The following is a 20,495-nucleotide window of genomic DNA, read 5'->3' on the forward strand; positions in this document are numbered from 1 at the left end:
TCAATAATCCATTGGAATAATTTCTTGTAGCGTTTCACGCAGGTATTTCCTGGTTTCTGCAATCACGAACTCTCTCCCTGTCCGTAGCATCCCATCCAGATACATAGCTCCAAGATCCCAGAATCCGTCCTCGATCTCGCGAGCTTTATCAACAAATTCCTGCTGTGCATTCTCAATCAATTCAACAAGCTTATCAGTGACTTTAAAGTGATCGTCAAGTACGTTCAATGCGATGCTCGCCCCAAGACCAACAAGTACGACAGCCACGATCGGGCCAATAACAAATGGAGTCATTGTCAATAAGGCACCGGCCCCCCAACTGACAGCAGACGCTATACCGATTTTTACGACATCTGTTGCCAGCGAGCCTATAAATTCAGCCAGACTGGTATCATCATTCATTATGAAATCAATAGTACGATACGCGAGAGCGAAATAAAATGTTATAACAGTGCCTTCGACAATGGCACTCTTAACACCAAACTTCCCAATCCCCAGGCTGACGACCTTGGGATTTTTAAGCGCATATACAGGCGCGTTTAATATTTTTCGTATCCCTGCATATCCAGTAAGCTTTATGAGCTCAGTTCCATTTTTATTTACATACACCGTAGATTTAATGTCATACAGTTTTAAATCGGCAATAAGCATGGTTGTTGTAATGGCGTCTTTAATACCCAGGCCATAATTTACTGCAATCTGTCCCGGCTGACTTTGTGTCAGGTCCACCCAACCATTTTTGTAAAACCCCCATGACGACAGTACTTCATATACTTCGCCGAGGGTAAGTAGCATAACTTCCTGGCTATTGGCCTGCAGCATGGCCCTTAACTTACTATCCGGGAAGTTACGTGTATTACGTAATGCCGGGTAATCTGGAACAAAACCAGATGGTTTTTGCTCACCGGTCAGATAACCAGGCAATTCAGGAGAAGTTTGCGTCGGAGCCGCTGTAAAGCCTGCTGCCGATTCTCCAGCGGAAGCGCCACTGCTCTTCTCGTACGTATCATCCATCATTGATGGAATAAACTTCGCCTTGCAGGGGCAGGTACTGTAGCTGTCGAGGGTTCCGGCCATTCGCCGGTCATGAATGGTATCGTTGTCGATGCCACCGGCTATCTTGAAAAGCCCGGCATGTTTACCGCAGGTCACGCTGTCCTGTTCCCGGGCAACCGGTTTATCAAACAGAGTGTGATCCTCTGCGCCCGTGGTGATTTTCCCGCCGCAGGTCGTCTTGTCGCCCTGCACCAGGTAAAAGCCTTCTGCTGCCATATTTTTCCCTTTAGCTGAATTCTGTCCGGGTTATCCGCAAAGCACTGCACTGCTTGCCGGATCGAGCGCAATCAGACCGGACAGAAGCAAATCCATCTCGGGCTGAAGCCGTGATTTATCGGTTTCACTGCGCGTGGCTTTCATTCGCAGCAGTCTGAGGCGACGTGATTTCACTTCAAACAACAGTGCAGGAGTCCACTGTGTGAGGGTGATTGACTGTGCTGCACCATCGAGCTCACCCAGCAAATGCAGCGCCAGTTCATTCTTACCTTTCTGCTCGGCCACACGGGCCATCAGCAAGCGCAGCAACCATTTGTCTTTCGTGGAATCCGCACCCGGGCGCGTCTGGAGCCAGTGGAGTGTGGCGTCCAGACCGTCAGTGTCCGCTTTCTCCAGGGCTTCCGGCTCGAGGGCCAGGATATCATTATCCGCCTCACTGACAGCACTGACCGGCTCATCCCGCCAGCCGGACATATCGTCCAGCACGCTCTGGTTTATCCAGTTCAGCGTGACCTCATCGGCAAACGGCGTACCGTCATTAAAGGCCAGGGTTTCAAGACCGGTAAGGCGGCGCAGCAGTCCTTTCAGGTCGGCGGCGATGATATCAGCCAGTACATCCTGTCCCGATTTCATCAGGGCCTGGTGGATATGCCACTGCAAATCCAGCCAGAGGTGATTGGCGCCACGCGAGAAGGTGCTGTCCGCCTGCTCCAGTATCTCCAGCCAGCTCTGCTGCAGGTACAGGCGTTTGAGCATGGCCCGCTGGTCAGCCCGCGGCGGTTCGATGCGCGTTTTTCCTTCGGCATCCGGGGCCGGAATAGCGCTCAGCGTGTCATGACGCAGGCTTTTCATCAGCCGGTGGGCGGCAAGCCAGCCATCGGGTTGCTCACGCAAATATCCGGTCAGTGTACGGGCCTGGGCCAGCAAATCCTGACCGGAGGTAATGCGACTCAGAACTGGCGCGTCAGGCTCCGTCGTATGCGTGGAGGTCTGTGACTGTGCCTTGTTACCGGCGTTCTGTGGCACCACAGCATCCACACCCCCGGCCTTCATCAGGCGAGATTCAAGCGCACTGTACAGGGCATTCAGTTCTGGCCGTGACGCTTCCGGTTCTGTCTCCAGACTGTCGCGAATAAGCAGCAGCGCACCGGCAGTGCGCAGTGCATCATCGCGTACCACTTCCGGCCAGAGTGACAGGCTGTCCAGAACACGGGAGCCTGCGAGCCACTCCAGCGCCGGTTTACGGCTCCGTTCACGCTGAGGGTGAAGCTGCGTTCCATAGCGCTGTAGCAATCCCGCCAGCAGTTCAAGCCCTTCGGCAAATCCGGTTTCCCCGTCCTGGTGCAGGCGCGCCCAGCAGTAGTAGGTGGCGATCCGGATATCTTTGGCAGTGCTGATCAGCAGTTTTTCGGCAAGCGAGCAAATCAGCCCGGTATCGATGCCGGAAAGCTTATTGACCTCCTCCCGGATACGCTGAAAATCGTCGTCATAGCCAGGGTCTTCCCCGGTAGGACTGGTGTCAGTTACCGGAGCAAGCCAGGCCTGCCAGTTTTCCGTGCGTGTCTGCGCCTGTTGCCGCAGCTGCGTGTCGTCAGCCTGACAGGCCACAACCAGATTCTGCAGTGTGCTCATTATTCGACTCCATCCATGTCACTGTTTCCGGCACTGGCCATTAGCGCCTGAGCCGTGGCTGCGCTGTCGACACTGAATATCTGATCCGGCAGCGTGAATCCGCGCAGATCCAGCAGTGCCAGCGGACCTTTTCCGAGTTGTGAACGCAGGACCCACTGCAGGGTCCGGCCGTCCGGGGCGGTGAAGCTCATCATCCACTGGCTGCGGTCAAGCTGCGCACACTTGCCCTGGTCCAGCCAGCGAATAAAGCCCCAGGTCCCGCTGTAATCTCCGAACAGGCGCGCACCGGCGTTGACCGTAGTCCAGGTCAGCATCGTCCCAGGCTTGTAAGTATCTCCCGGCCAGCGGAAACTCTGCCAGTCGGCCATTTGGTTGAAGTAGTGCAACAGCTGGCCATCAATGGTCAGCTGTGTTTCGACCACCTGCGGTACAGGCCGCGCCTGCAGCTCAAAGCTGATGCCCTGGCTTCCGTCGGTGAACAGAATGTCTGACAGCTGGCTCAGTTGATTAATCGCCCGCAGGAAAGCCGGATTAAAGCTCAGCCCCTGGCTGTTGACCTTATCCGGTACCCACTGGCTGCCCTCTTTGTGCAGCACGCCGCTGAGCTCTGTCGTCAGGAAGCGTTCAATACGTCCGCTGTCCTTACGCAAAAACTCAGCCAGCATTGGCAGGGAGGCATCACTTTTACTTGCCGCAAACGGGAAACGTCCGTCAAAGGCGGTGTGCCAGTTCGCCACCACCGAACGGCTCCACTTGTCATTCAGACTCGCTGCCGACGGCTGAAGCACGGTCTCCCAGGCCTGGGTCAGTGGCTGCACAAACATCGTGCTGCCAAAACCGCTCCACTCTTCGCCAAGGCTTGCCGAAATCAGACTGCCGTACTGCTGGGTGTCGGTCAGATCCACGCTTTTGCCCTGGAATACGGTCTGTGCCAGGGTCTGCATCATTTCCTGCGGATCAGAGGCGCTGGCCACCTGTTGCAGACGCAGACGCACGCGGGTGATGCGGGTCAGATACGTCTGCAGGCTCAGGGAATTGTCAGCCGACATGACGTTGCTGCCTTTGTTTTTCCCCATCAGCGTCAGCAGTGGACCAAAGGTTTCATCGAGCGGCCCCTGCGGCCCTGATGCAGACTGGTCAATCGCAGGTTTGTCTTTCCCGCCTACGAGATCTTTAGCCGATTTGATGATGGAGTCCGAAAGGCCTTCGCTTTTCTGGCCGGTCTGCCCCTGCCAGGCGATGGTATTCATCAGGGCAATCAGTGGCGACTGACGGACATCACTCATCAGCGTCAGCTGGTCAGTCACATCAGCAATGTTGTTTGCCGGATTCCAGTGCAGGCTGTTGAGGAAGCTCAGCCAGCTGCCGGCAAAGTCGGTGAAGTAACGTTGCGTCAGACGTGCTTTCAGGGCTTCCGGCGACAGGTCTGAGGAAACCGCTTTCCGGCTGTCGCTCAACACCCAGTCAATTTCATCCCGGCGGGAATTTGCGGCCTTTTCGATAGCCTGCTGAATGCCCCCTTCCCACGCCTGTCGGGTAAACATGCCGGGCACCACTTCCTCGGTGGTGAACAGTCGCCGCGCATCGGTACCGCCGGTCATGTCTTCCAGAGACACATCGGCGAAGTTACGACGCACGGATTTGAGCATGTTCTCATACAGAGTGCTTTCAGCATTACGCCGTCCAATTTGCTGCAACAACACCTGACGGCTCTGGCTCACCAGCTGCGCATCCGGCGTGATTTTCCACTGTGGCTGTTTTGGCAGTTCGGAAATGTAGAAGGCCCACAAATCCGGTGACATGCTTTGCCACAGGCCGGTTGAAATGCCCATCCGCGTCGGCTGCACGGCTTTCATGGTCTGAGCGTAATACGCACCATCGGCTTTATCCGGACGGGCCATCATCAGCCAGGCCTTCAGCTGGTCATAGCCCGGCTTCGCCAGCTGTGCACGCTGGTCGCTGCCGGGAGCGGAGCCTGCCAGCACGCTGAGCTTCTGCGTCAGGGCGGCATTTGCCGGGTCGCGGATCAGGCGGTTGTTCGCCACGCCGTACCAGGGCAGCATCGCGTCGAGCAGTTGCTGGTTATGGTCCAGACCGAAGCGCTGATACCATGGCGCGCCTTCCTGAATACGGTGCTGCAGGCGGCCTGCGTCATTACGCAGGGTATGCAGAGCCGTCAGCTGATAATCCGATACGGAGGGATGCTCCACCAGAGCATGCGCCTGCTGCGCCACAGAGACAATCTGCAGGCGATTGACCGCAAACGACAGCAGCGTCCCCGCCCCCCAGACACCGATAATGGCCATCAGCGTCCAGGCCAGCGTCTGTTCCCACGCCATACCGACACGGCGGCCACGCACGCAGGTACAGTCATCCACAATGCCCTGCCAGGTTACCGGCAGGGTCAGCGCATGGCGTTGTGATTCCGGGATATATTTCTCAGCATCGGCAGGTGCAGCACCGGCTGTTTCTCCTGCGGTAGCGGCGGGTTTATTCTCCGGCAGGCTGAACATCAGGCCTCGCAGCGGAACGCGCTGCTGAGAGGCAGCCAGCCATGGCACCAGTTGCTGAGCCCAGCGGGCGATGCCGCCGTCTTTAAGGTGCTGGCCCAGGCGCAGCAGGAAGTCGTGGCCATTGTTCTCAGCGACCTGACTCACGCCCTGCGTTCGCAGGGTCGGCAGCATCAGCTCAAGCTGGCGGGTAATATCGACGGGCTTAGCACGCAGTGGGAAACTGGCCCCGACCGGCTGCTCAGTACGTTTTGCCTGCGACCAGGTGCTGTCGCACAGCTGCCACAGCCAGACCGGGGCGGAATAACGGAGCAGTTCGCTGATTTTTTCCAGTCCGCGTAAATCGTTGTCGCTGATTTGTGGGGTCAGATTAAGCGACTGCGGCATGACGCGGACAATACCGTCCAGTGGACGCCCGCGACGCAGTTTACGCAGCGCGGCGTATTTTTCCTTATCGGGCTCAGCAGTCAGACTGCCGCCGTAAATTAGAACGGTACGGTTACCTTCAAGCCACTGGTTTTCCTGCAGGCCAGGTACCAGTAGTTCGATTGCCGCCTCATCGCCAGTGATTAACAGTAGACGGGTTTTACGACGCCAGTAAAGGCCAATACGGGAGCGGAGATGTCCCCGGATCTTGTTACACATGACCACCGCAGGGTGAACAGGCGCTTTATCATTTTCCCGCTTCTTTTTCTCATCATCACCGTTGGTGTTGTCGACAAGCGCATTAAACTCCTGTTTGCCGGCATTGCGTACCGCCGCCAGAAGCACTACGGATACGATAAGGGCGAAGCCTGAAATACATCCGCCGGCAATAAGCCAGTAAATTTGCTGCTGACTTCCGTCTTCAATCCCGGCTATATCCGGATGCTTCCAGACCATGAAAGTCATAACGGCTAACAGCAAAAAGAAAATCAATGCGACAGCAAGATAGCGGCCTTCCGTAGTCTTCGGTGCTAAAGGTAGCTTCACGGATCCATCTCCTGTCGGGAAGCAATCGGGGTAATGAGCGTGCTCCACAGCACATTCTGTGTGGTATCACCGCAGATAATCATCTGTGGTAACTGAGTTTGTCGGGCGATTTCGGTGGCAGCAGCGATAGCCAGCCAGGGGGCCGCGGCTCCGGCATGTCCCATAGATGTATCGAGCGAAATGACGGCTTCGTCCTCTACAGACTGCGCAGGGTGCGCATTCTGGCACGCAATAACTTCTGCACGCTGCTCACCCGTCAGCCCGGCAAGCCATAGATTTTTGACGATATTTTCTTTGAGCGGGACGTTATAGGCGGCCATGTTCATCCCCTCCCTCAGCTCACCGGTTGGAGCAGCATCTGGCCGGTGCAGCAGCGCGAGAGGTTGAAGTGCTTCCTGGGTCAGGCGGTTGCCAAGAAGCAGAGCAACGGCTGCTTCAGCAGTATTGTTTGAAACAACCGGATCAATCTGGAGGCCAACAATCAATAACATCGCATCATCTTTAATGCGGTGATCCAGCCAGTGGTTGACTACCCCCGGCCCATTGCTGTCTGTGTACTCAAGTGCACAGGTTATGCCACTCTCTTGCCAGGCTTCCTGCCAGATATTGCTGACAGCAGGGAGTGGCAGAGATGACGAGACATCGAGGATGACAACAAGCGAAGCGTTCTCAGGAAACTGGTGAAATGGAAGATCGGCAATAAGCTCAGAGAACAAACGTGAGATAACCAATCCAGGAGTATCTTCTGGTTCTGCCGTAATACGGCTCAGCCTCCTGCTTTTTTCGCCTTTCCAGTCCGACTGCGAAATGATAATGCTGTGATTATTGAGCATATCATCAGCGACAGAACGCTGTTCGTCTTCCTGATGGGCTGTAATAAATGTCGTATTCAACACCTGAAGCGCACGACGAGCCCTACGGGTCTCACTTAAGATCCATTGCTCCCGACGCCGGTCAAAACCATTCGCTTTACTGTCCTGTAATGACCAGGCCCACATGCGAATAGTGAAACACACAATCCACACAACTAATGGTGTGCCAATGGCCAACATCCAGAAGTGACTGTTATCGATGTATCGTCCGAATATCCGCATAAGAATCACGCTGATGACCAGCATCGCCACCAATACGGCAAGCCAACGAGATATTTTAGGTGGAACTTCCCGGGGATAACATTTCGGAAGATCTTTCAGGGAATACGACATTCACACTCTCATGCTTTAAAATTTCCAAATTTTAACTAAGGCTAGTCACCATCAAATGAAATGCTCTCAAGCAATTTCAATGCTTCTTTAGATAGATCTTCACCTTTATCATCAAAAGAATTAACACCAGAACCACATAGGGAATTATTTTTATGTATCAAACAAAAATAAATACTCTGGCCTAGCGTTCCATCTTTAAGTTTCGCCATGCCATTAACAGCCATAATACCAGATGCATCTTTGCTTTCAACCTGAAATAGAGATAGATGATTTGCCTTCCCATTTTTCACATATGTAGCATCTGGAATTGATTTCCACACCTTATTTTTGTAGTCATAAATAATTTTATTATCAGCGGAACTAACACTGGCCCCCTTGTTGTTAACTTGCTGTACATCATATCCTGTTTCAAATGCTTCACCAGAATACAGGCAAGTCCACTCCGATATTGGTGATTCTTTTTCGAAATACTTATCATCAGGCAATGCCGGGTATTTAAAATCACTAAAATGCATATTGCATGCATCAAAACTGGAAGACGAAGAAATGTTGGCACTTGAATCAGATGACAGGGCTCTAGTTACAGGAACAAATCCTGCGTCAGTAGCAAGAACAGAAGCCATAGAGAAAGAACTGAAACCAATAATAAATGGCATGCAAACTTTTTTCATAACATTATGCCCTTTGCTTATATACTTACATGGATGCCCTAATGACTATGAAATTTAACTTTTCTCTAGGCTTCGACCATTGATACAATTTTTCAATTAAATATATCTTTAACTCTATATATCTCTTTACATATCGAATGCAGTTATTTAAGACTTTTGAGGGGGATAGAACATGACTTTGGAGTGTTATCGTCATAAATCATATTTACCAGATCATGACCTTCAATTCTTACGTTAACAAAGTCATCGCCGCATGTTGGCTTTATCTCTTTGAATTTTTTGTCGGCAGGAGAAAAGACAAATAACCTATAGATTTTATAAGTACCCATTCCCTCATCCAGATGCCAAATACTAAAATCTTTATAGCCATCACGATTGTAATCTTCAAATGTAATGTGATTTTTTTTCTCCGATGACACATCAACATTTTCTTGATTAACCTGCTTGCCGGCTTCTGAAACTGATACTTCCAACGAATCATTATCTTTCAGCAAAACCTTTGCAGAAATATTTTTTGCACTATTAACATCTAAAATATCATTATCACAACCAAATGCAATTTTGGTAAAAATGAACAAAAAGAAAAAAGCATATTTCATAGCAATACCTTTATGATTTTGTTAAGTCCACAACAATGCGAGACTTTCCAGTAGGACTTACGCTAACCGTGGTGTTAGTATTTACTTCATCCATCAAATAAAGCCCTATAAATTTTGAGTACGCTTGCCTTTCATAGTATCCATTTGACCCTCCATTAACCAAACGATTAATTAACCCAACATTGTCCGCAGTAAAATCTTCATCTGCGACTCTGTTCATTGACGTTTTGTGTTTATAGACTTTTGAAGCCCAATAAAAGCCACCAGAATCACAAGCGTTGTATGAATCTTCAGCCACAATATCGGGATCAAATCTTGGAGACCATCGGAACAAAGTACCACCATCATCCGGATGGGCTGTATAATGAGTTGAGACTGCAGTAAGCCTAGGGGCATCAGGGTGTAATCTATCAGTATATGAGCCTGAGTGATTTGGAAAACTTCGGTATTCACCGTAGGTTTTATACAGTCCAGCCCATGTAAGTTGCATGATCCCTCTGCCATAAAAAACAGTATAATACTCTGTGGCTGGATTCACTGAGTTATAACGACCAAACCCCCACTCATGTAATAACCTTCTACTGCCACCTAAATCTCTCCACTGCGCAGTTTCTAGTAATGTCTGAGGTAAGAAGAATGATATTCTTTTCTTATCCCCTCCAATATATTTTCTAATACTCAAATTCAAAGAGTCATAATGTGACTCAATTCTACTTTTAGCATGGGCATGATTTATTGAATACACGCTTGCAGGCTGCTTTTGAGCCGTTCTTGGGTTGCCGCTTGAAGAGTAAAATAAATACTTCGGAAATGTGGAGGCTAACTCATCAAGACTCATCCAACTACAATTCCTGAAATGTTCAATAAATGCCTTTGGTTCAAAATGCCACAAGCTTCCGCTACTAAGTTCCGCAGAGTCGAAACACAACGCTTCGGCATGAGCCTTGAATTTTGCATAATCTTCTTCAGTCATCGGATCATGCTCTTCACTTCCCGTTTTCAGCCACGAGAAGCGGGTGTCGATCGTACTTTTTTCCCATTCAAACGGGAAATGACAGATTAACTTTCCGCACTGGTTATCGAACTCACCATCTTCCTGCAGCTTCTTGATAATGGCTGAATTACACTGGCTATCGCTATCACTATCGTCATCAACCATCTGCCAACCTGTCCAATGCGGAAAGTCAGCGTCACTAAACTTTTTAATACTAGGATCGGCTAGATTGACTACTCCCTTTCCCCCCGGGTAATTGACCGTCATCCATAATGGCGCATCTGCCGGTACCAGTGTTTCATGGTCTGTATTGATCACCCGCCCAAAGCGAAGTAATTCGAAACCGGCACTCGGGCTTTCCTTATAATTCTTCAGTGCGGTTTTATACAGATTATACTCGTAGTCTTCACCGTCTGCGTTAACCAGTGGTTCGCCCAGCAGATCATATTTTCCGTCAATCTGCGTATTTTTCTGCCGCGTTACCATCGTGCAGTTGCCTTGGGCCAGAGTCATGCTGGCATACAGAGGCGCATTGCTGGTATAGAGCTCAGAAAGCCCGGTGATAGACGTGCTGTTATCTGCGGGGGTCTTGTCATAAAACTTTGTCTGCGGAGGCAGATAAAAGTGAATATCACCGTAAACTGCATCAGTGCGGCCATTCTTCGAAATATCCAGCTCCCCTGATTTCCTGCCCGTCAGCTTGCTGATGTTGTCGTCATCGCAGAATATCTGGAAATGGAAAGCATTGACTCCATCCACCATGCCCGGAAGGCCTAACGGATCCTTACGGTAAACTTTCTCACCGGCTTTAACAGTTTCAGCCAGCGACTTCAGGTGCATGTATAGGGAGTAGAAAGCCACTTTTGCTACATCACCGCTACCGATCTCGGTTTCATGCTTTATCAGCACATAACCATCATCACTCCCCTTTGTATTGGGTTTATCGGCGTTGATGTTAAAGGGTGCCTGATCGCGCTTGTCTGAGCTTTTGCGGAGTGAAACGACGGTACCTTCCGCTATCGCCCGCACGCTCTCAGCAGGTCTCCCTTCGTCAGTCTGACGTATATGTATTCCGCCATGCCACGAACCATAACCGTTAACCGGATACCCACGGCGGTCAACTACGGTCATGACTCTTTCAATCCAGGCCGCATCAGTTTCATGGGCATCTTTCGCTTTCAAAAGAGGTGGGCTGATAATCATAAACTGACTCCTTGTCAGGAAAAGCTGAATTTACTGGAAGGTTCTGTGGTTTCAGGAGCCACATTCGGGAAGTCTTCTGGCTTGTTAGCCTTTTCTTTTCGCCCGTAATGCCCGGCTTTAGTCCGGTACTCCCCCTGTGTGGCTGATTCAATGCCATTGGCATCGAGGGTGATATAGCTTCCACCCCCGTTGATCGTGACCTGCTTCTTGGCAATAATCTCGATACGATCTTCGGTACTGACGACGCTGATTTCTCCACGAGCGATGAGCTCCATCAGGTCATTCTGTGCCTGGATCCTCACCGGCCCCTGGTTCGCGATGAGCTTGATCCCCAGCTTACGAACAAACACGCTCAGGGCATTACCTACCCCGACGAACAGATTTTTCACCACGCTGACGTCGGCATTTTTACCGGCAGTGGCTATCAGGTTCTGCCCGGCTGATACCTGCAGATGTTGTCCGCTGGTCAGCGCCATTCCATCAGGTGCACTGAGCATCAGCACTGATTTTTTGAGGTCTGTCAGCTGCTGTTCCAGCAGTTTGATTTGCGCCTGGAGATCGGCCGGGTTCGCGGTCGCCTTCTGCGCATCATCGGAGATAGACGTCATCTGCTCCCGGGCATCACCCAGATTGCTGACCGCTGGCTGCATCTCCAGCACCTGACCCTGTGCTTTCGTCTGGCCATCAGCACTGATGAACATCCCTTTCTGTGCCCGGATGGCTCCCCAGCTGTCGGTTCTGAGCTCAAATCCTTCACCGCGCTTCTGCTTCTCCGCATCCACTAAATGTCCGAGATTCAGCTGGCTCTTGCCGCCGTACTCGGTGGAGACCTTGATATGCTCCTGGTCACGGCTGTCATCGAGGCGGATTTTGTTGTTCGCAGGCGTGCGCAGGACGTTACGTTTGTAGTTTCGGATAGTGACATGGTCACCGTGCGCCGAGTCGTGCAGCACGCCAGAAATGTACGGTCTGTCCGGGTTACCGTCCTCAAAACCAATCGCCACTTCGGTGCCTGCCAGCAACGGCAGGTGCAGACCGTAGGTGTCACCGGCATACGGGCGGGACTGGCGCACCCACAGGCTCTCGAACCCGGTTTCCCAGTTATCACGGTCAAACAGCATGTTGACGCGATAGCGGCCGTCTTTATCGATGTGGCCGTAGGTGTCGTTCTCGGTGGTGCTCGTGACGCGTGCCGGCAATGTGCCAGCCATTACCGGACGTGAGCCAGGCTCAGGACGGAAACTGAAATCAGTGCTGTCCGGGATGCCGTCGAAGTTGACGCCAAAGTCTTCATCCCGTCGCGCATGGCTGTGCATCGCCGTGACGACCACGCCCTGAGCAAACACGTCTGCCACTTCGTACCCGCCGGTGACTTTCATTACCTGACCCGGAGAGAGGGTCGGGCAGCTGGTGATGGCGCGGGTCTGCGTCTGGCCATTCAGATAACGCTCATGACGAATGCGGGCAAAAAAGGCCCCGGACTCCGGGGCCGGATTGCGGTCATAGGTACTACCCGGTGTCAGATAGTTATCCGCATAGTGATAGGCATCACCGTAGGTGGTGGCATCCCCGCGGGTCGCATCGACCTGGGTGTTCATGTCATCCGTGGCCTGGCGGTAGTTGTAATCACGGGTGCTGACCTGCTTTTGCACCACGTTATGATGGCTCTCCATGCCCCATACCGAGTCCACACCGTCCGAATGCTGTCCTGATGGAGGGACTGATGGCAGCGTCAGGCCTTTTTCATACCCCTGCTGACCGTCATAAAACTCCACGACGTCAATGTTCAGGCGCGTATCAGTGGTAAAGCGGAACCAGATACCGACCTCACCCAGCAGACGGGTAATAAAGTGCAGGTCATCCTCGCCGTACTGCATCACCTGTTCACGACGCGGGTACTCTTTTGAGAGTGAGAACAGAAAATCCTGACCGCGCATGTTGTGACGCTCGCGCAGAATTTTTTCCACGATTTGTGGGACCGACATGTCCTGATAAATGGCGTTCTGGTGCGAACGATCGAGCAGCGCCAGGCGTGGCTGCAGCGTCAGGGCATAATGGGTTTCATCTTTTGAGGTACTGAGACGTTCAAAGCCGCTCACCACTCCCTGAAGAGTTCGCACGGCCTGCTGCATTTTGATGCCGTAACCCTGGTCCACCGGGGCCTGCAGCGTCAGGGAGGCTGCTTTCATCAGCATCGTTTCTTTACTGATAGCATGGTCAGCGCTGGTAAATTCAATACGGTAACTGAACGGCGTGCTGAGGGCTTCATCGCCTTCAAACGCCAGTACATCGAGCTCTGCGTCACATCCCTTCACCGACAGCTGGTGATGGTTGTGGCTGAATCTGATCGGGGGATTACTGCTCATGCGTGCACTCCTTGTGTACGGTCAAACTCCAGCCCGATACCCTCTTCCTCACTCCAGCTAAGGCATAGCGACTGTGGTTTCTGTTTCGCAGCCATGTGGGTCAGCAACTGCTGACTCAGCACCGGCAGAATTTGTTGATTGAGCAGACTGTCGACGTTGCGTGCGCCGGTGTCCGGCAACAGGCAGGCGGCAGTGAGTGCGTCATACAGGCTCTCATCAATCTGCGTGCTCAGGCCGTAGTGACGATGTAAGCGCTTGCTGACCTGTGACAGCTTCATTTCCACGATGGTACGCATGGCCGCTTCGGCCAGAGGGCGGTAAATAACGGTCTGGAAACGGGCCAGCAGTGCCGGCTGGAAGTGGTCGCGTAAAATCGGGCGCAGCACTTCGTGCAGGTCGGCCTCAGTGGCTTCCGGCTGTTCATCGAGCAGCTGCATCAGGTGGTCGCTGCCGAGGTTCGAGGTCATCAGAATAACGGTGTTACGGAAGTCGATTTCACGTCCTTCGCCGTCGCGCATAAAGCCGCGGTCGAAGACCTGATAGAACAGGTTCATGACGTCGCGGTGCGCTTTCTCCACTTCATCGAGCAGCACCACGCTGTACGGACGCTTGCGCACGGCTTCGGTGAGAATGCCGCCCTGCCCGTAACCGACGTAGCCCGGCGGTGAGCCTTTCAGCTGCGAAACCGTGTGCGGCTCCTGGTACTCGGACAGGTTAATGGTAATCAGCGATTTTTCACCGCCGTACAGTACGTCTGCCAGCGCCAGCGCGGTTTCGGTCTTACCGACGCCGCTCGGGCCGACCAGCAGGAACACGCCCTGTGGGCCATTCTCTGACGTGAGCCCAGTCTTCGCCGCGCGCAGGCGCTGGGCGATAGCCTCAAGGGAAGCATCCTGACCGACGACACGCTGGCCGATTTCATTTTCCAGAGTCAGCAGCTCAGTCTGTTCGTCTTTCATCAGGGAAGAGAGCGGCACGCCGGTCCAGTCGGCAATCACGTTCGCAACCGTGCGGGTGTCCACATCCACCTGAACCAGCACGTCGCCCTGCTGTGCCTGTTCGAGCTGCTCTTGCAGGTCGGTAATCTCAGCCTGCTGGCTGATGTCCTGACGGCTGGCCATCAGCTGCTGTGCCAGCGCCTTTTCAGTGCTGAAACGCACTTCCTGCTCCGCAATACGCGCTTCCAGTTCAGTCCGCTGCTGCTCAATGGCACCCAGGCGGTCACCATGGCGGTTGCTGCCGGCGGCGATATCTTCCAGCAGCGCCTGTTCTTCCAGTTCCAGGGCGGTCAGCTGTGCTTTCAGGCGCACAATTTGTTCCGGCACCGTATCGAGACTCATACGTACGCGCGCTGCGGCGGTATCCAGCAGGTCAACAGCCTTGTCCGGCAGCTGACGCCCCGTCAGGTAACGACGTGACAGGGTGACGGCGGCGCGAACCGCGTCATCGGTGATGTGCACGTTATGGTGTTCGGCGTAGCGGGATTTCAGCCCACGCAGCATCAGACACGCGGTGTCGTCGTCCGGCTCGTCGACCTTCACCATCTGGAAGCGACGTTCCAGCGCGGCATCGCGCTCGAAGTACTGTTTGTACTCGCTCCAGGTGGTCGCGGCGATGGTGCGCAGTTCGCCGCGCGCCAGTGCCGGCTTCAGCAGGTTGGCCGCATCCGCGCCACCTGCCTGGTTACCGGCACCGATAATGGTGTGGGCTTCGTCGATAAACAGCAAAATCGGTACCGGCGATTGTTGTACCGCATCAATGACATTTTTCAGGCGCTGTTCGAACTCACCTTTCACGCCAGCCCCTGCCTGCAACAGACCGAGGTCAAGGGTGCGCAGAACAACCGGCTTGAGAGATTCCGGCACGTTGCCCTCTGCTATACGCAGCGCCAGGCCTTCAACCAGTGCGGTTTTGCCGACACCCGGTTCGCCGACCAGAATCGGGTTATTTTTACGGCGGCGCGAGAGAATATCGACCATCTGGCGGATCTCAGTGTCACGCCCAAATACCGGGTCGATTTTGCCCTCTTTCGCTTTGGCGGTAACATCGAGGGTGAATTTATCCAGCGCGTTCTGCAGCGCCGGGTTCAGTTCGCCTTCTTTCAGCTCTGCACCGACCGGACGGCCGACAAACTCCACTTCACCACCGTGATTCTGCGCCAGCTCTTCTTCCAGCTGAACGTCCGGACGCTCGTCTGACTGTGCGTCCAGCAGTGGGCGCAGGCGCTCCAGCTGGCTCTGACCAAGGGTCAGCAGCGGCCACAGACCATCACAACGCGCCAGTTTAGGTTTATCAACCAGCGCCATCAGCAGATGCACACTGCGGATTTGCTCTTCACCATTGAGGGAAGCCAGCATCCAGGCTTCCTGCATCAGTTTCTGTATATCGGCGGATAACTGCGGGCGACTGCGTACCGAGCGCGGTTGATTATCCAGCCAGCCGAGTAAATCCTGCCACAGTGCATCCATATCCCACTCGTAGCGCCTGGCCAGCACCGTCAGGTCACCTTCACCCTGTTCGAGCAGTTTCAGTAACCAGTGCTCTGGCAGGATTTCCGCGTGCGCACGAGTCTGACAAAGCGAAGCAGCCCCTTCCATCGCACGGGCACAGTAAGGGTTCAGACGTCGCAACAGGATGGCTGGATTTTCCATGAATCTCTCTCTTTGTCGGTTCCTGGACACGCTACCGCCCATCGCTGTTTCCCGTGAAGGAGACCAAAGCGCATACGGTCAGGCTGGCAGTTTGTGGGTTTCTTTGCTGAAAGCCCGTTTCATACAGGCACTCAGCAAAAAACTGCGGACAGGAAACCCCGTCCGCATCGGGCTTACGCGGTGGCGCGTTCGTTCCAGGAATCGGAATGAATGATGTTGCCGTCTTTGTAGGTCCAGGTGATTTTTTCGTAACGCAGTTCAATGCGCTCAAGGTGGTTGTGCTTCTCTTTAGAAGGATCCTTGATGTCATACATTTCAGGATTCACTTTCACCACTTTCACGTTTTCCAGTTTGGTGTTGAAGTACTCCACTTCCTGGCCCGCGTCGTTGATTTTGTACCACTTGAATTCCGCAGACTTGAGGGTCTGACCGGTGGTCACAGCCTTGTACAGGTACGGGCTGGACGAGTCGATTTCCTTGGTGAACAGGAACGGGGTGTGGATACGGGTACCGGTCAGCTTGCCGGTGTTGTTGTCAGTCGGGATGTACAGGTTATGCTCCTGAGCGACAACTTCGATGCTGCCTTCACGATCCTGAACGTCCACAGAACCTTTAATGTCCGCGCCGCCGTCGTCTTTCAGCCAAAGATAAACAGGAATTGCCATGGAATTACTCTCCATTGTGTTGTGATGCGCCATCATCCTGCGATGACGCCTGGGTGTGGCCCGGTATCTGACAGGCATTGGCCTGCGGTACCAGACTGATTTCGACACGGCGGTTGAGCGCGCGCCCATCCGGGGTGTCATTGGTTGCGATCGGACGGCTCTCGCCATAGCCCTGCACCGCAAAACAGCTTTCCGGTACATCACCGGTATCACGCATCCAGTTGCGCACCGCTTCGGCACGCTTGAGTGAAAGCGTCTGATTGAGTTTTGGATTGCCGGTGTTGTCGGTATGCCCGGCGACCACAATCAACCAGCCCGGCTTCGCTTTGATACCGACCAGTGAGTTGACCAGCATTTTGGTGGAGCCCGCTTTCAGCACGGATTTGCCGGAATCGAACAGCGACATGCTGTCGAGGCGGACAATTTTCGGTACCGGTTTAGGTTTCGGCTGTGGTTTAGGTGGTGGCGGTGGAGGCACGTACGAACGGATCGCATCCAGCACAGGCATTCGCAGACGCTCCCCCTGATACAGACCAAGGCCCATACACGCCGGTACGCCATTGCGCGCCCAGTCATCCAGCTCTGCCGCATCGTCACGCAGGACAGCAACGGCATCGGCTTTGGGTCCGAAATCATGCATCGGGATACGGTCATAGCGGGCAATATCGAAGCTCACACGCTGCAGCAACTGGTGATTGTTCCAGCCACTGCTGAGCAGCGCAGCAATGGCCGCCAGCGTGAAAATCCCGAGCGCACAACGGAAGGTTCGCCCACGTGGCGTCAGGCCTCGCCCTTCGGGCAGCAGCGGCAGGATAAAATCCGGAAAGGGGGAGATAACCGTACTGTCCGTTCCTACCGGCTGCCAGCCCGCCACCTGCTGCATCGCAGTGTGACGGGAAAGCCATGCAGTCCAGGCTGATGTGGCCAGACTCCCGGCAAGGATCGGCCCCATTCCCCACAGCACCGCGACAGGTGTAATGACAGGAACGTCGGGGTTCTCATCCATAAAGACTGCTTTGATGTGCTGATGGAACCAGCTCATCAGGCTGTTCATCAGCACCTGTTGCTGCATCGCAGGCGACCCACCGGTGGTAACCCATGCAGCGATTGAACTCGGCGCTGAAGATTCACGCCAGACCCTCACCCCTTCCCCCGGGATAGCCGCCTGCCAGAGCAGATCATTCGTCATCGCGCTGCCAACCTGGCCATTCAGAACCAGCGGCACGGAATGCCCGGTTTCTTTACGCAACTGGCTGATTTGCCATCGCAGGGCCAGCAGACGGCTGGTAAGCGCTTCGCTGTCGGCGTGTTTCTGCGGACAGACGCTGACCATCACCGACAGCTGGCGACCCCAGTCAGGTCGCAACCACAGTACCTGGCGGGCGGCCTGTTCCAGATCCTGATGATCCTCCACGCGGATCCAGCACCCCTGCGTGACCGTAAGCACCGGTGACTGCTGTGGCCAGGCCAGCGGCAGATCGCCACAGACCAGCACCACGGGCTGACGGTAAGTGGCTTCCGGGAGGTCATCCAGACGCAGGGTGACGTCATGCTCCGCACGACGACTGGCGACATACAAGAACGCCAGGATAAGCCCCAGCATCGCCAACAGAACAAGCACAAAAACCAGTCGGGTGACCTGCAGGAAGCCCAGGCAGACCACTGCACTCAGCAGGGCGGCCCACAGCGCAAGCCCGCGCTGTTGTGCAGGACTCATTTCACAGCTCCCGGCAGCAAGGTCAGCAGTGTCTGATCCAGCCAGTGGCTCAGCCCCCACCACAGCGCAGCAACCACCACCACACTCAGGCCAATTCGCACGGGCCATGACGCCAGCCAGCCGCCCATTCCACGCCCGGTACGACTTTCCGCCAGGACAGGATGGGTTTGTGGATAACTGAACGGCGTGACATGTTCACTGAGCGCGTTGACGAGTTTCTGGCGCTCCGGATCGTTCAGCGAGCGGAAACTGCCGAGGAACCCCAGCATCATGACCCGCTGGAAGCAGGTCACGACAGCATGGTCAGGCGCCGGTTCACGCAGCACATCGCGCATCCGATCGCACAGCGTATCACCGGCATCCATGGTGCCGAGGAAGTGTCCCTGCAGGGGAATGTCATACCACTGCACGCAGGCATCATCCTCCACACCACGACCTTTGACAGCTTCATCAAGCAGCGCACACTGTGCTGTGAGAATATGCTGACAGCTGGCTTCATCGAGTTCGCTCGCTTTCAGCTCACGCTGTACACGTTCGACATCAGCAATGCAGCGCTCCCACAACGTGCGCCCTTCTCCATCCTGAAATTTCGGACCGTGACGCAGGCTAATCACCTGCAGCCAGGTGTCCTGCAGCAGGGCATCAATATCAATGGACGCGGCCGGGCCGCGTTTGCGCTCACTCATGTTCTCAGTACCGCAAAGAGTTCAAGTTCAGGCTCGCCGAGCATGCCCGGAACGTAAAACATACAGGTCCCACCCTGGAGCATTTCGGTGGCCAGAGGATGAGAGACATCGAGGCTGAAATACTGATTTTCCAGACGCAGTGGAATGGCGGCCGGCACATGACGCAGCGGCGTCAGCGGCACACCCACCCGTGAGGAATTGACGATACTCCTGACATGATCCGGACTGCCGACCTTGCACTGGCGCGGGAACTGTTCCTGCAGCTGTGCCACCGGCATCGGTGAGCGTACGGAGAGGTAGTAATCCGCCCCTTCCCGCAGACGTGGATCATGCAGACGCGCCTGCCAGAAGTGAAGCCGGGCATCATGCTCAAGCTCAATCGCCACCACCCGCGACGGCAGGCTGGCTTCCAGCAGGTCGCCCAGCAGGTCAAAGAGCGGCGGGAAGACGTTATTCAGCTGCTCATGCTGCCAGACAGGAATGGCACTCACCTGGTGTTCCAGCGAGAAGGTCAGCAGGCTGCCCGCAAGGCGTGCCAGCTCCGGGTACAGACGTTCCGGTGGACTTTGCGGGTGACGCTGAAACTGTCCGAGCACGGGCTCTGCGCTGTTCAGGGCATTGAGCAACCAGAACAGAGACACATCCGCCACGGCAAAATCGGCCATGCGCTCGTTGCTTTCGCGTCGCATGTCCATCAGGCGGCTCAGACGGGCACGCAGTTGCGTCATCAGTTGTTCCAGCTGGGTCACCAGCCAGCGGCTGCCCTGCAGAGCCAGCAGTGGCGGAAGCCAGGTTTCGTCGAGTGCCCAGCTCCCCTGTGAATCCTGCTGCAGACGGGCAACCGGACAGGTCAGATAATCACTGTTGTTCTGATGGGCGAAACGCAGCGTCAGCTCTGGCTGCATCACTGCAATCTGGCGGGTATCGTCCCCAAAGGTGTTGCGGACATCCCGCCAGCGCTGGCGATAACGCACAGGACGCTCGGCCACCTCATCGGGTTTGAGGCAGTTGCCGCCATTCGCCCGCAGCAGCGGAAGCGCCAGAACCACCACCACCACTTCCTGTGATTCGCCCTCAAGCGCCAGCACCGGCGGCAGGGAGTCGGCATTATCCGTGTCGATAAGCGTGCCGTCGGGGAAACGGATGTGCAGATGACGGGCCTGCAGACGGCCCAGTTTCAGTGCATCCGGTTCGAAAGTGGCATCAATCATCCCCCAGGGATGGGAGAGGCCCAGTCGGGCGATGCATTCCGCAGACCAGGCCGCATACGCGGCCTGTTGCTGGAAGTGCTGGGGAGAGACCATCTGGCCCCTGCCCCACAACGGTTGTTCCGTTTTCATTGGCTTCCTGCC

The 20,495-nt window shown here is 54.5% G+C and carries 13 protein-coding genes; all 13 read right to left on the bottom strand.

Features of this window, described 5'->3' with window-relative positions; translation table 11 throughout:
- The 13 genes from U9O48_RS23170 to tssK all read right to left on the bottom strand — a co-directional run bounded on the left by U9O48_RS23170 (position 1) and on the right by tssK (position 20,483).
- Positions 1–1,272 (bottom strand): PAAR domain-containing protein, encoded by a 1,272-nt coding sequence (locus U9O48_RS23170; protein ID WP_324724451.1) that lies wholly within the window; start codon positions 1,270–1,272, stop codon positions 1–3.
- 30 nt (positions 1,273–1,302) lie between these two features.
- The gene (gene tssA, locus U9O48_RS23175) at positions 1,303–2,904 is read right to left on the bottom strand and encodes a type VI secretion system protein TssA (RefSeq protein ID WP_324724452.1); all 1,602 of its coding nucleotides are present in this window, start codon (positions 2,902–2,904) and stop codon (positions 1,303–1,305) included.
- Positions 2,904–6,386: an ImcF-related family protein gene (locus U9O48_RS23180; RefSeq protein ID WP_324724453.1), complete on the bottom strand. Its 3,483-nt coding sequence runs from the start codon at positions 6,384–6,386 to the stop codon at positions 2,904–2,906. The genes tssA and U9O48_RS23180 overlap by 1 nt, the downstream gene beginning before the upstream one ends.
- Positions 6,383–7,591 (bottom strand): hypothetical protein, encoded by a 1,209-nt coding sequence (locus tag U9O48_RS23185; RefSeq protein WP_324724455.1) that lies wholly within the window; start codon positions 7,589–7,591, stop codon positions 6,383–6,385. The genes U9O48_RS23180 and U9O48_RS23185 overlap by 4 nt, the downstream gene beginning before the upstream one ends.
- Positions 7,592–7,632: 41 nt before the next feature.
- Positions 7,633–8,262, bottom strand: a complete 630-nt coding sequence (locus U9O48_RS23190) for a hypothetical protein (protein ID WP_324724456.1) — start codon at positions 8,260–8,262, stop codon at positions 7,633–7,635.
- Between the two features lie 143 nt (positions 8,263–8,405).
- Positions 8,406–8,861 (bottom strand): XAC2610-related protein, encoded by a 456-nt coding sequence (locus U9O48_RS23195; RefSeq protein ID WP_324724457.1) that lies wholly within the window; start codon positions 8,859–8,861, stop codon positions 8,406–8,408.
- Positions 8,862–8,871: 10 nt separating this feature from the next.
- Positions 8,872–11,058, bottom strand: coding sequence for a M23 family metallopeptidase (locus tag U9O48_RS23200; protein WP_324724458.1), 2,187 nt, complete (start codon positions 11,056–11,058; stop codon positions 8,872–8,874).
- A gap of 14 nt (positions 11,059–11,072) precedes the next feature.
- On the bottom strand, positions 11,073–13,424 hold the full coding sequence (locus U9O48_RS23205) for a type VI secretion system tip protein VgrG (RefSeq protein ID WP_324724459.1): 2,352 nt from the start codon (positions 13,422–13,424) through the stop codon (positions 11,073–11,075).
- The gene (gene tssH, locus U9O48_RS23210) at positions 13,421–16,075 is read right to left on the bottom strand and encodes a type VI secretion system ATPase TssH (RefSeq protein ID WP_324724461.1); all 2,655 of its coding nucleotides are present in this window, start codon (positions 16,073–16,075) and stop codon (positions 13,421–13,423) included. Before tssH ends, U9O48_RS23205 begins: the two co-directional genes overlap by 4 nt.
- Before the next feature lie 173 nt (positions 16,076–16,248).
- The gene (hcp, locus tag U9O48_RS23215; protein WP_024558534.1) at positions 16,249–16,740 is read right to left on the bottom strand and encodes a type VI secretion system effector Hcp; all 492 of its coding nucleotides are present in this window, start codon (positions 16,738–16,740) and stop codon (positions 16,249–16,251) included.
- A 4-nt stretch (positions 16,741–16,744) separates the two neighbouring features.
- Positions 16,745–18,457, bottom strand: coding sequence for an OmpA family protein (locus tag U9O48_RS23220; RefSeq protein WP_324724462.1), 1,713 nt, complete (start codon positions 18,455–18,457; stop codon positions 16,745–16,747).
- A complete protein-coding gene (gene tssL, locus U9O48_RS23225) occupies positions 18,454–19,143 on the bottom strand; it encodes a type VI secretion system protein TssL, short form (RefSeq protein WP_145503786.1) in 690 nt (229 codons plus the stop codon). Before tssL ends, U9O48_RS23220 begins: the two co-directional genes overlap by 4 nt.
- Positions 19,140–20,483 (bottom strand): type VI secretion system baseplate subunit TssK, encoded by a 1,344-nt coding sequence (tssK, locus tag U9O48_RS23230; RefSeq protein ID WP_324724464.1) that lies wholly within the window; start codon positions 20,481–20,483, stop codon positions 19,140–19,142. The genes tssL and tssK overlap by 4 nt, the downstream gene beginning before the upstream one ends.
- Between the last annotated feature and the right edge of the window lie 12 nt (positions 20,484–20,495).

Source organism: Lelliottia sp. JS-SCA-14 (assembly GCF_035593345.1).
GTDB classification, from domain to species: Bacteria; Pseudomonadota; Gammaproteobacteria; order Enterobacterales; family Enterobacteriaceae; genus Enterobacter; species Enterobacter wanjuensis.

Bases quoted from the DNA above. Each gene is read 5' to 3' on its own strand.
- U9O48_RS23170 (WP_324724451.1), bottom strand. From the start codon at position 1,272: ATGGCAGCAGAAGGCTTTTACCTGGTGCAGGGCGACAAGACGACCTGC.
- tssA (WP_324724452.1), bottom strand. From the start codon at position 2,904: ATGAGCACACTGCAGAATCTGGTTGTGGCCTGTCAGGCTGACGACACG.
- U9O48_RS23185 (WP_324724455.1), bottom strand. From the start codon at position 7,591: ATGTCGTATTCCCTGAAAGATCTTCCGAAATGTTATCCCCGGGAAGTT.
- U9O48_RS23190 (WP_324724456.1), bottom strand. From the start codon at position 8,262: ATGAAAAAAGTTTGCATGCCATTTATTATTGGTTTCAGTTCTTTCTCT.
- U9O48_RS23195 (WP_324724457.1), bottom strand. From the start codon at position 8,861: ATGAAATATGCTTTTTTCTTTTTGTTCATTTTTACCAAAATTGCATTT.
- U9O48_RS23200 (WP_324724458.1), bottom strand. From the start codon at position 11,058: ATGATTATCAGCCCACCTCTTTTGAAAGCGAAAGATGCCCATGAAACT.
- U9O48_RS23205 (WP_324724459.1), bottom strand. From the start codon at position 13,424: ATGAGCAGTAATCCCCCGATCAGATTCAGCCACAACCATCACCAGCTG.
- tssH (WP_324724461.1), bottom strand. From the start codon at position 16,075: ATGGAAAATCCAGCCATCCTGTTGCGACGTCTGAACCCTTACTGTGCC.
- hcp (WP_024558534.1), bottom strand. From the start codon at position 16,740: ATGGCAATTCCTGTTTATCTTTGGCTGAAAGACGACGGCGGCGCGGAC.
- U9O48_RS23220 (WP_324724462.1), bottom strand. From the start codon at position 18,457: ATGAGTCCTGCACAACAGCGCGGGCTTGCGCTGTGGGCCGCCCTGCTG.
- tssL (WP_145503786.1), bottom strand. From the start codon at position 19,143: ATGAGTGAGCGCAAACGCGGCCCGGCCGCGTCCATTGATATTGATGCC.
- tssK (WP_324724464.1), bottom strand. From the start codon at position 20,483: ATGAAAACGGAACAACCGTTGTGGGGCAGGGGCCAGATGGTCTCTCCC.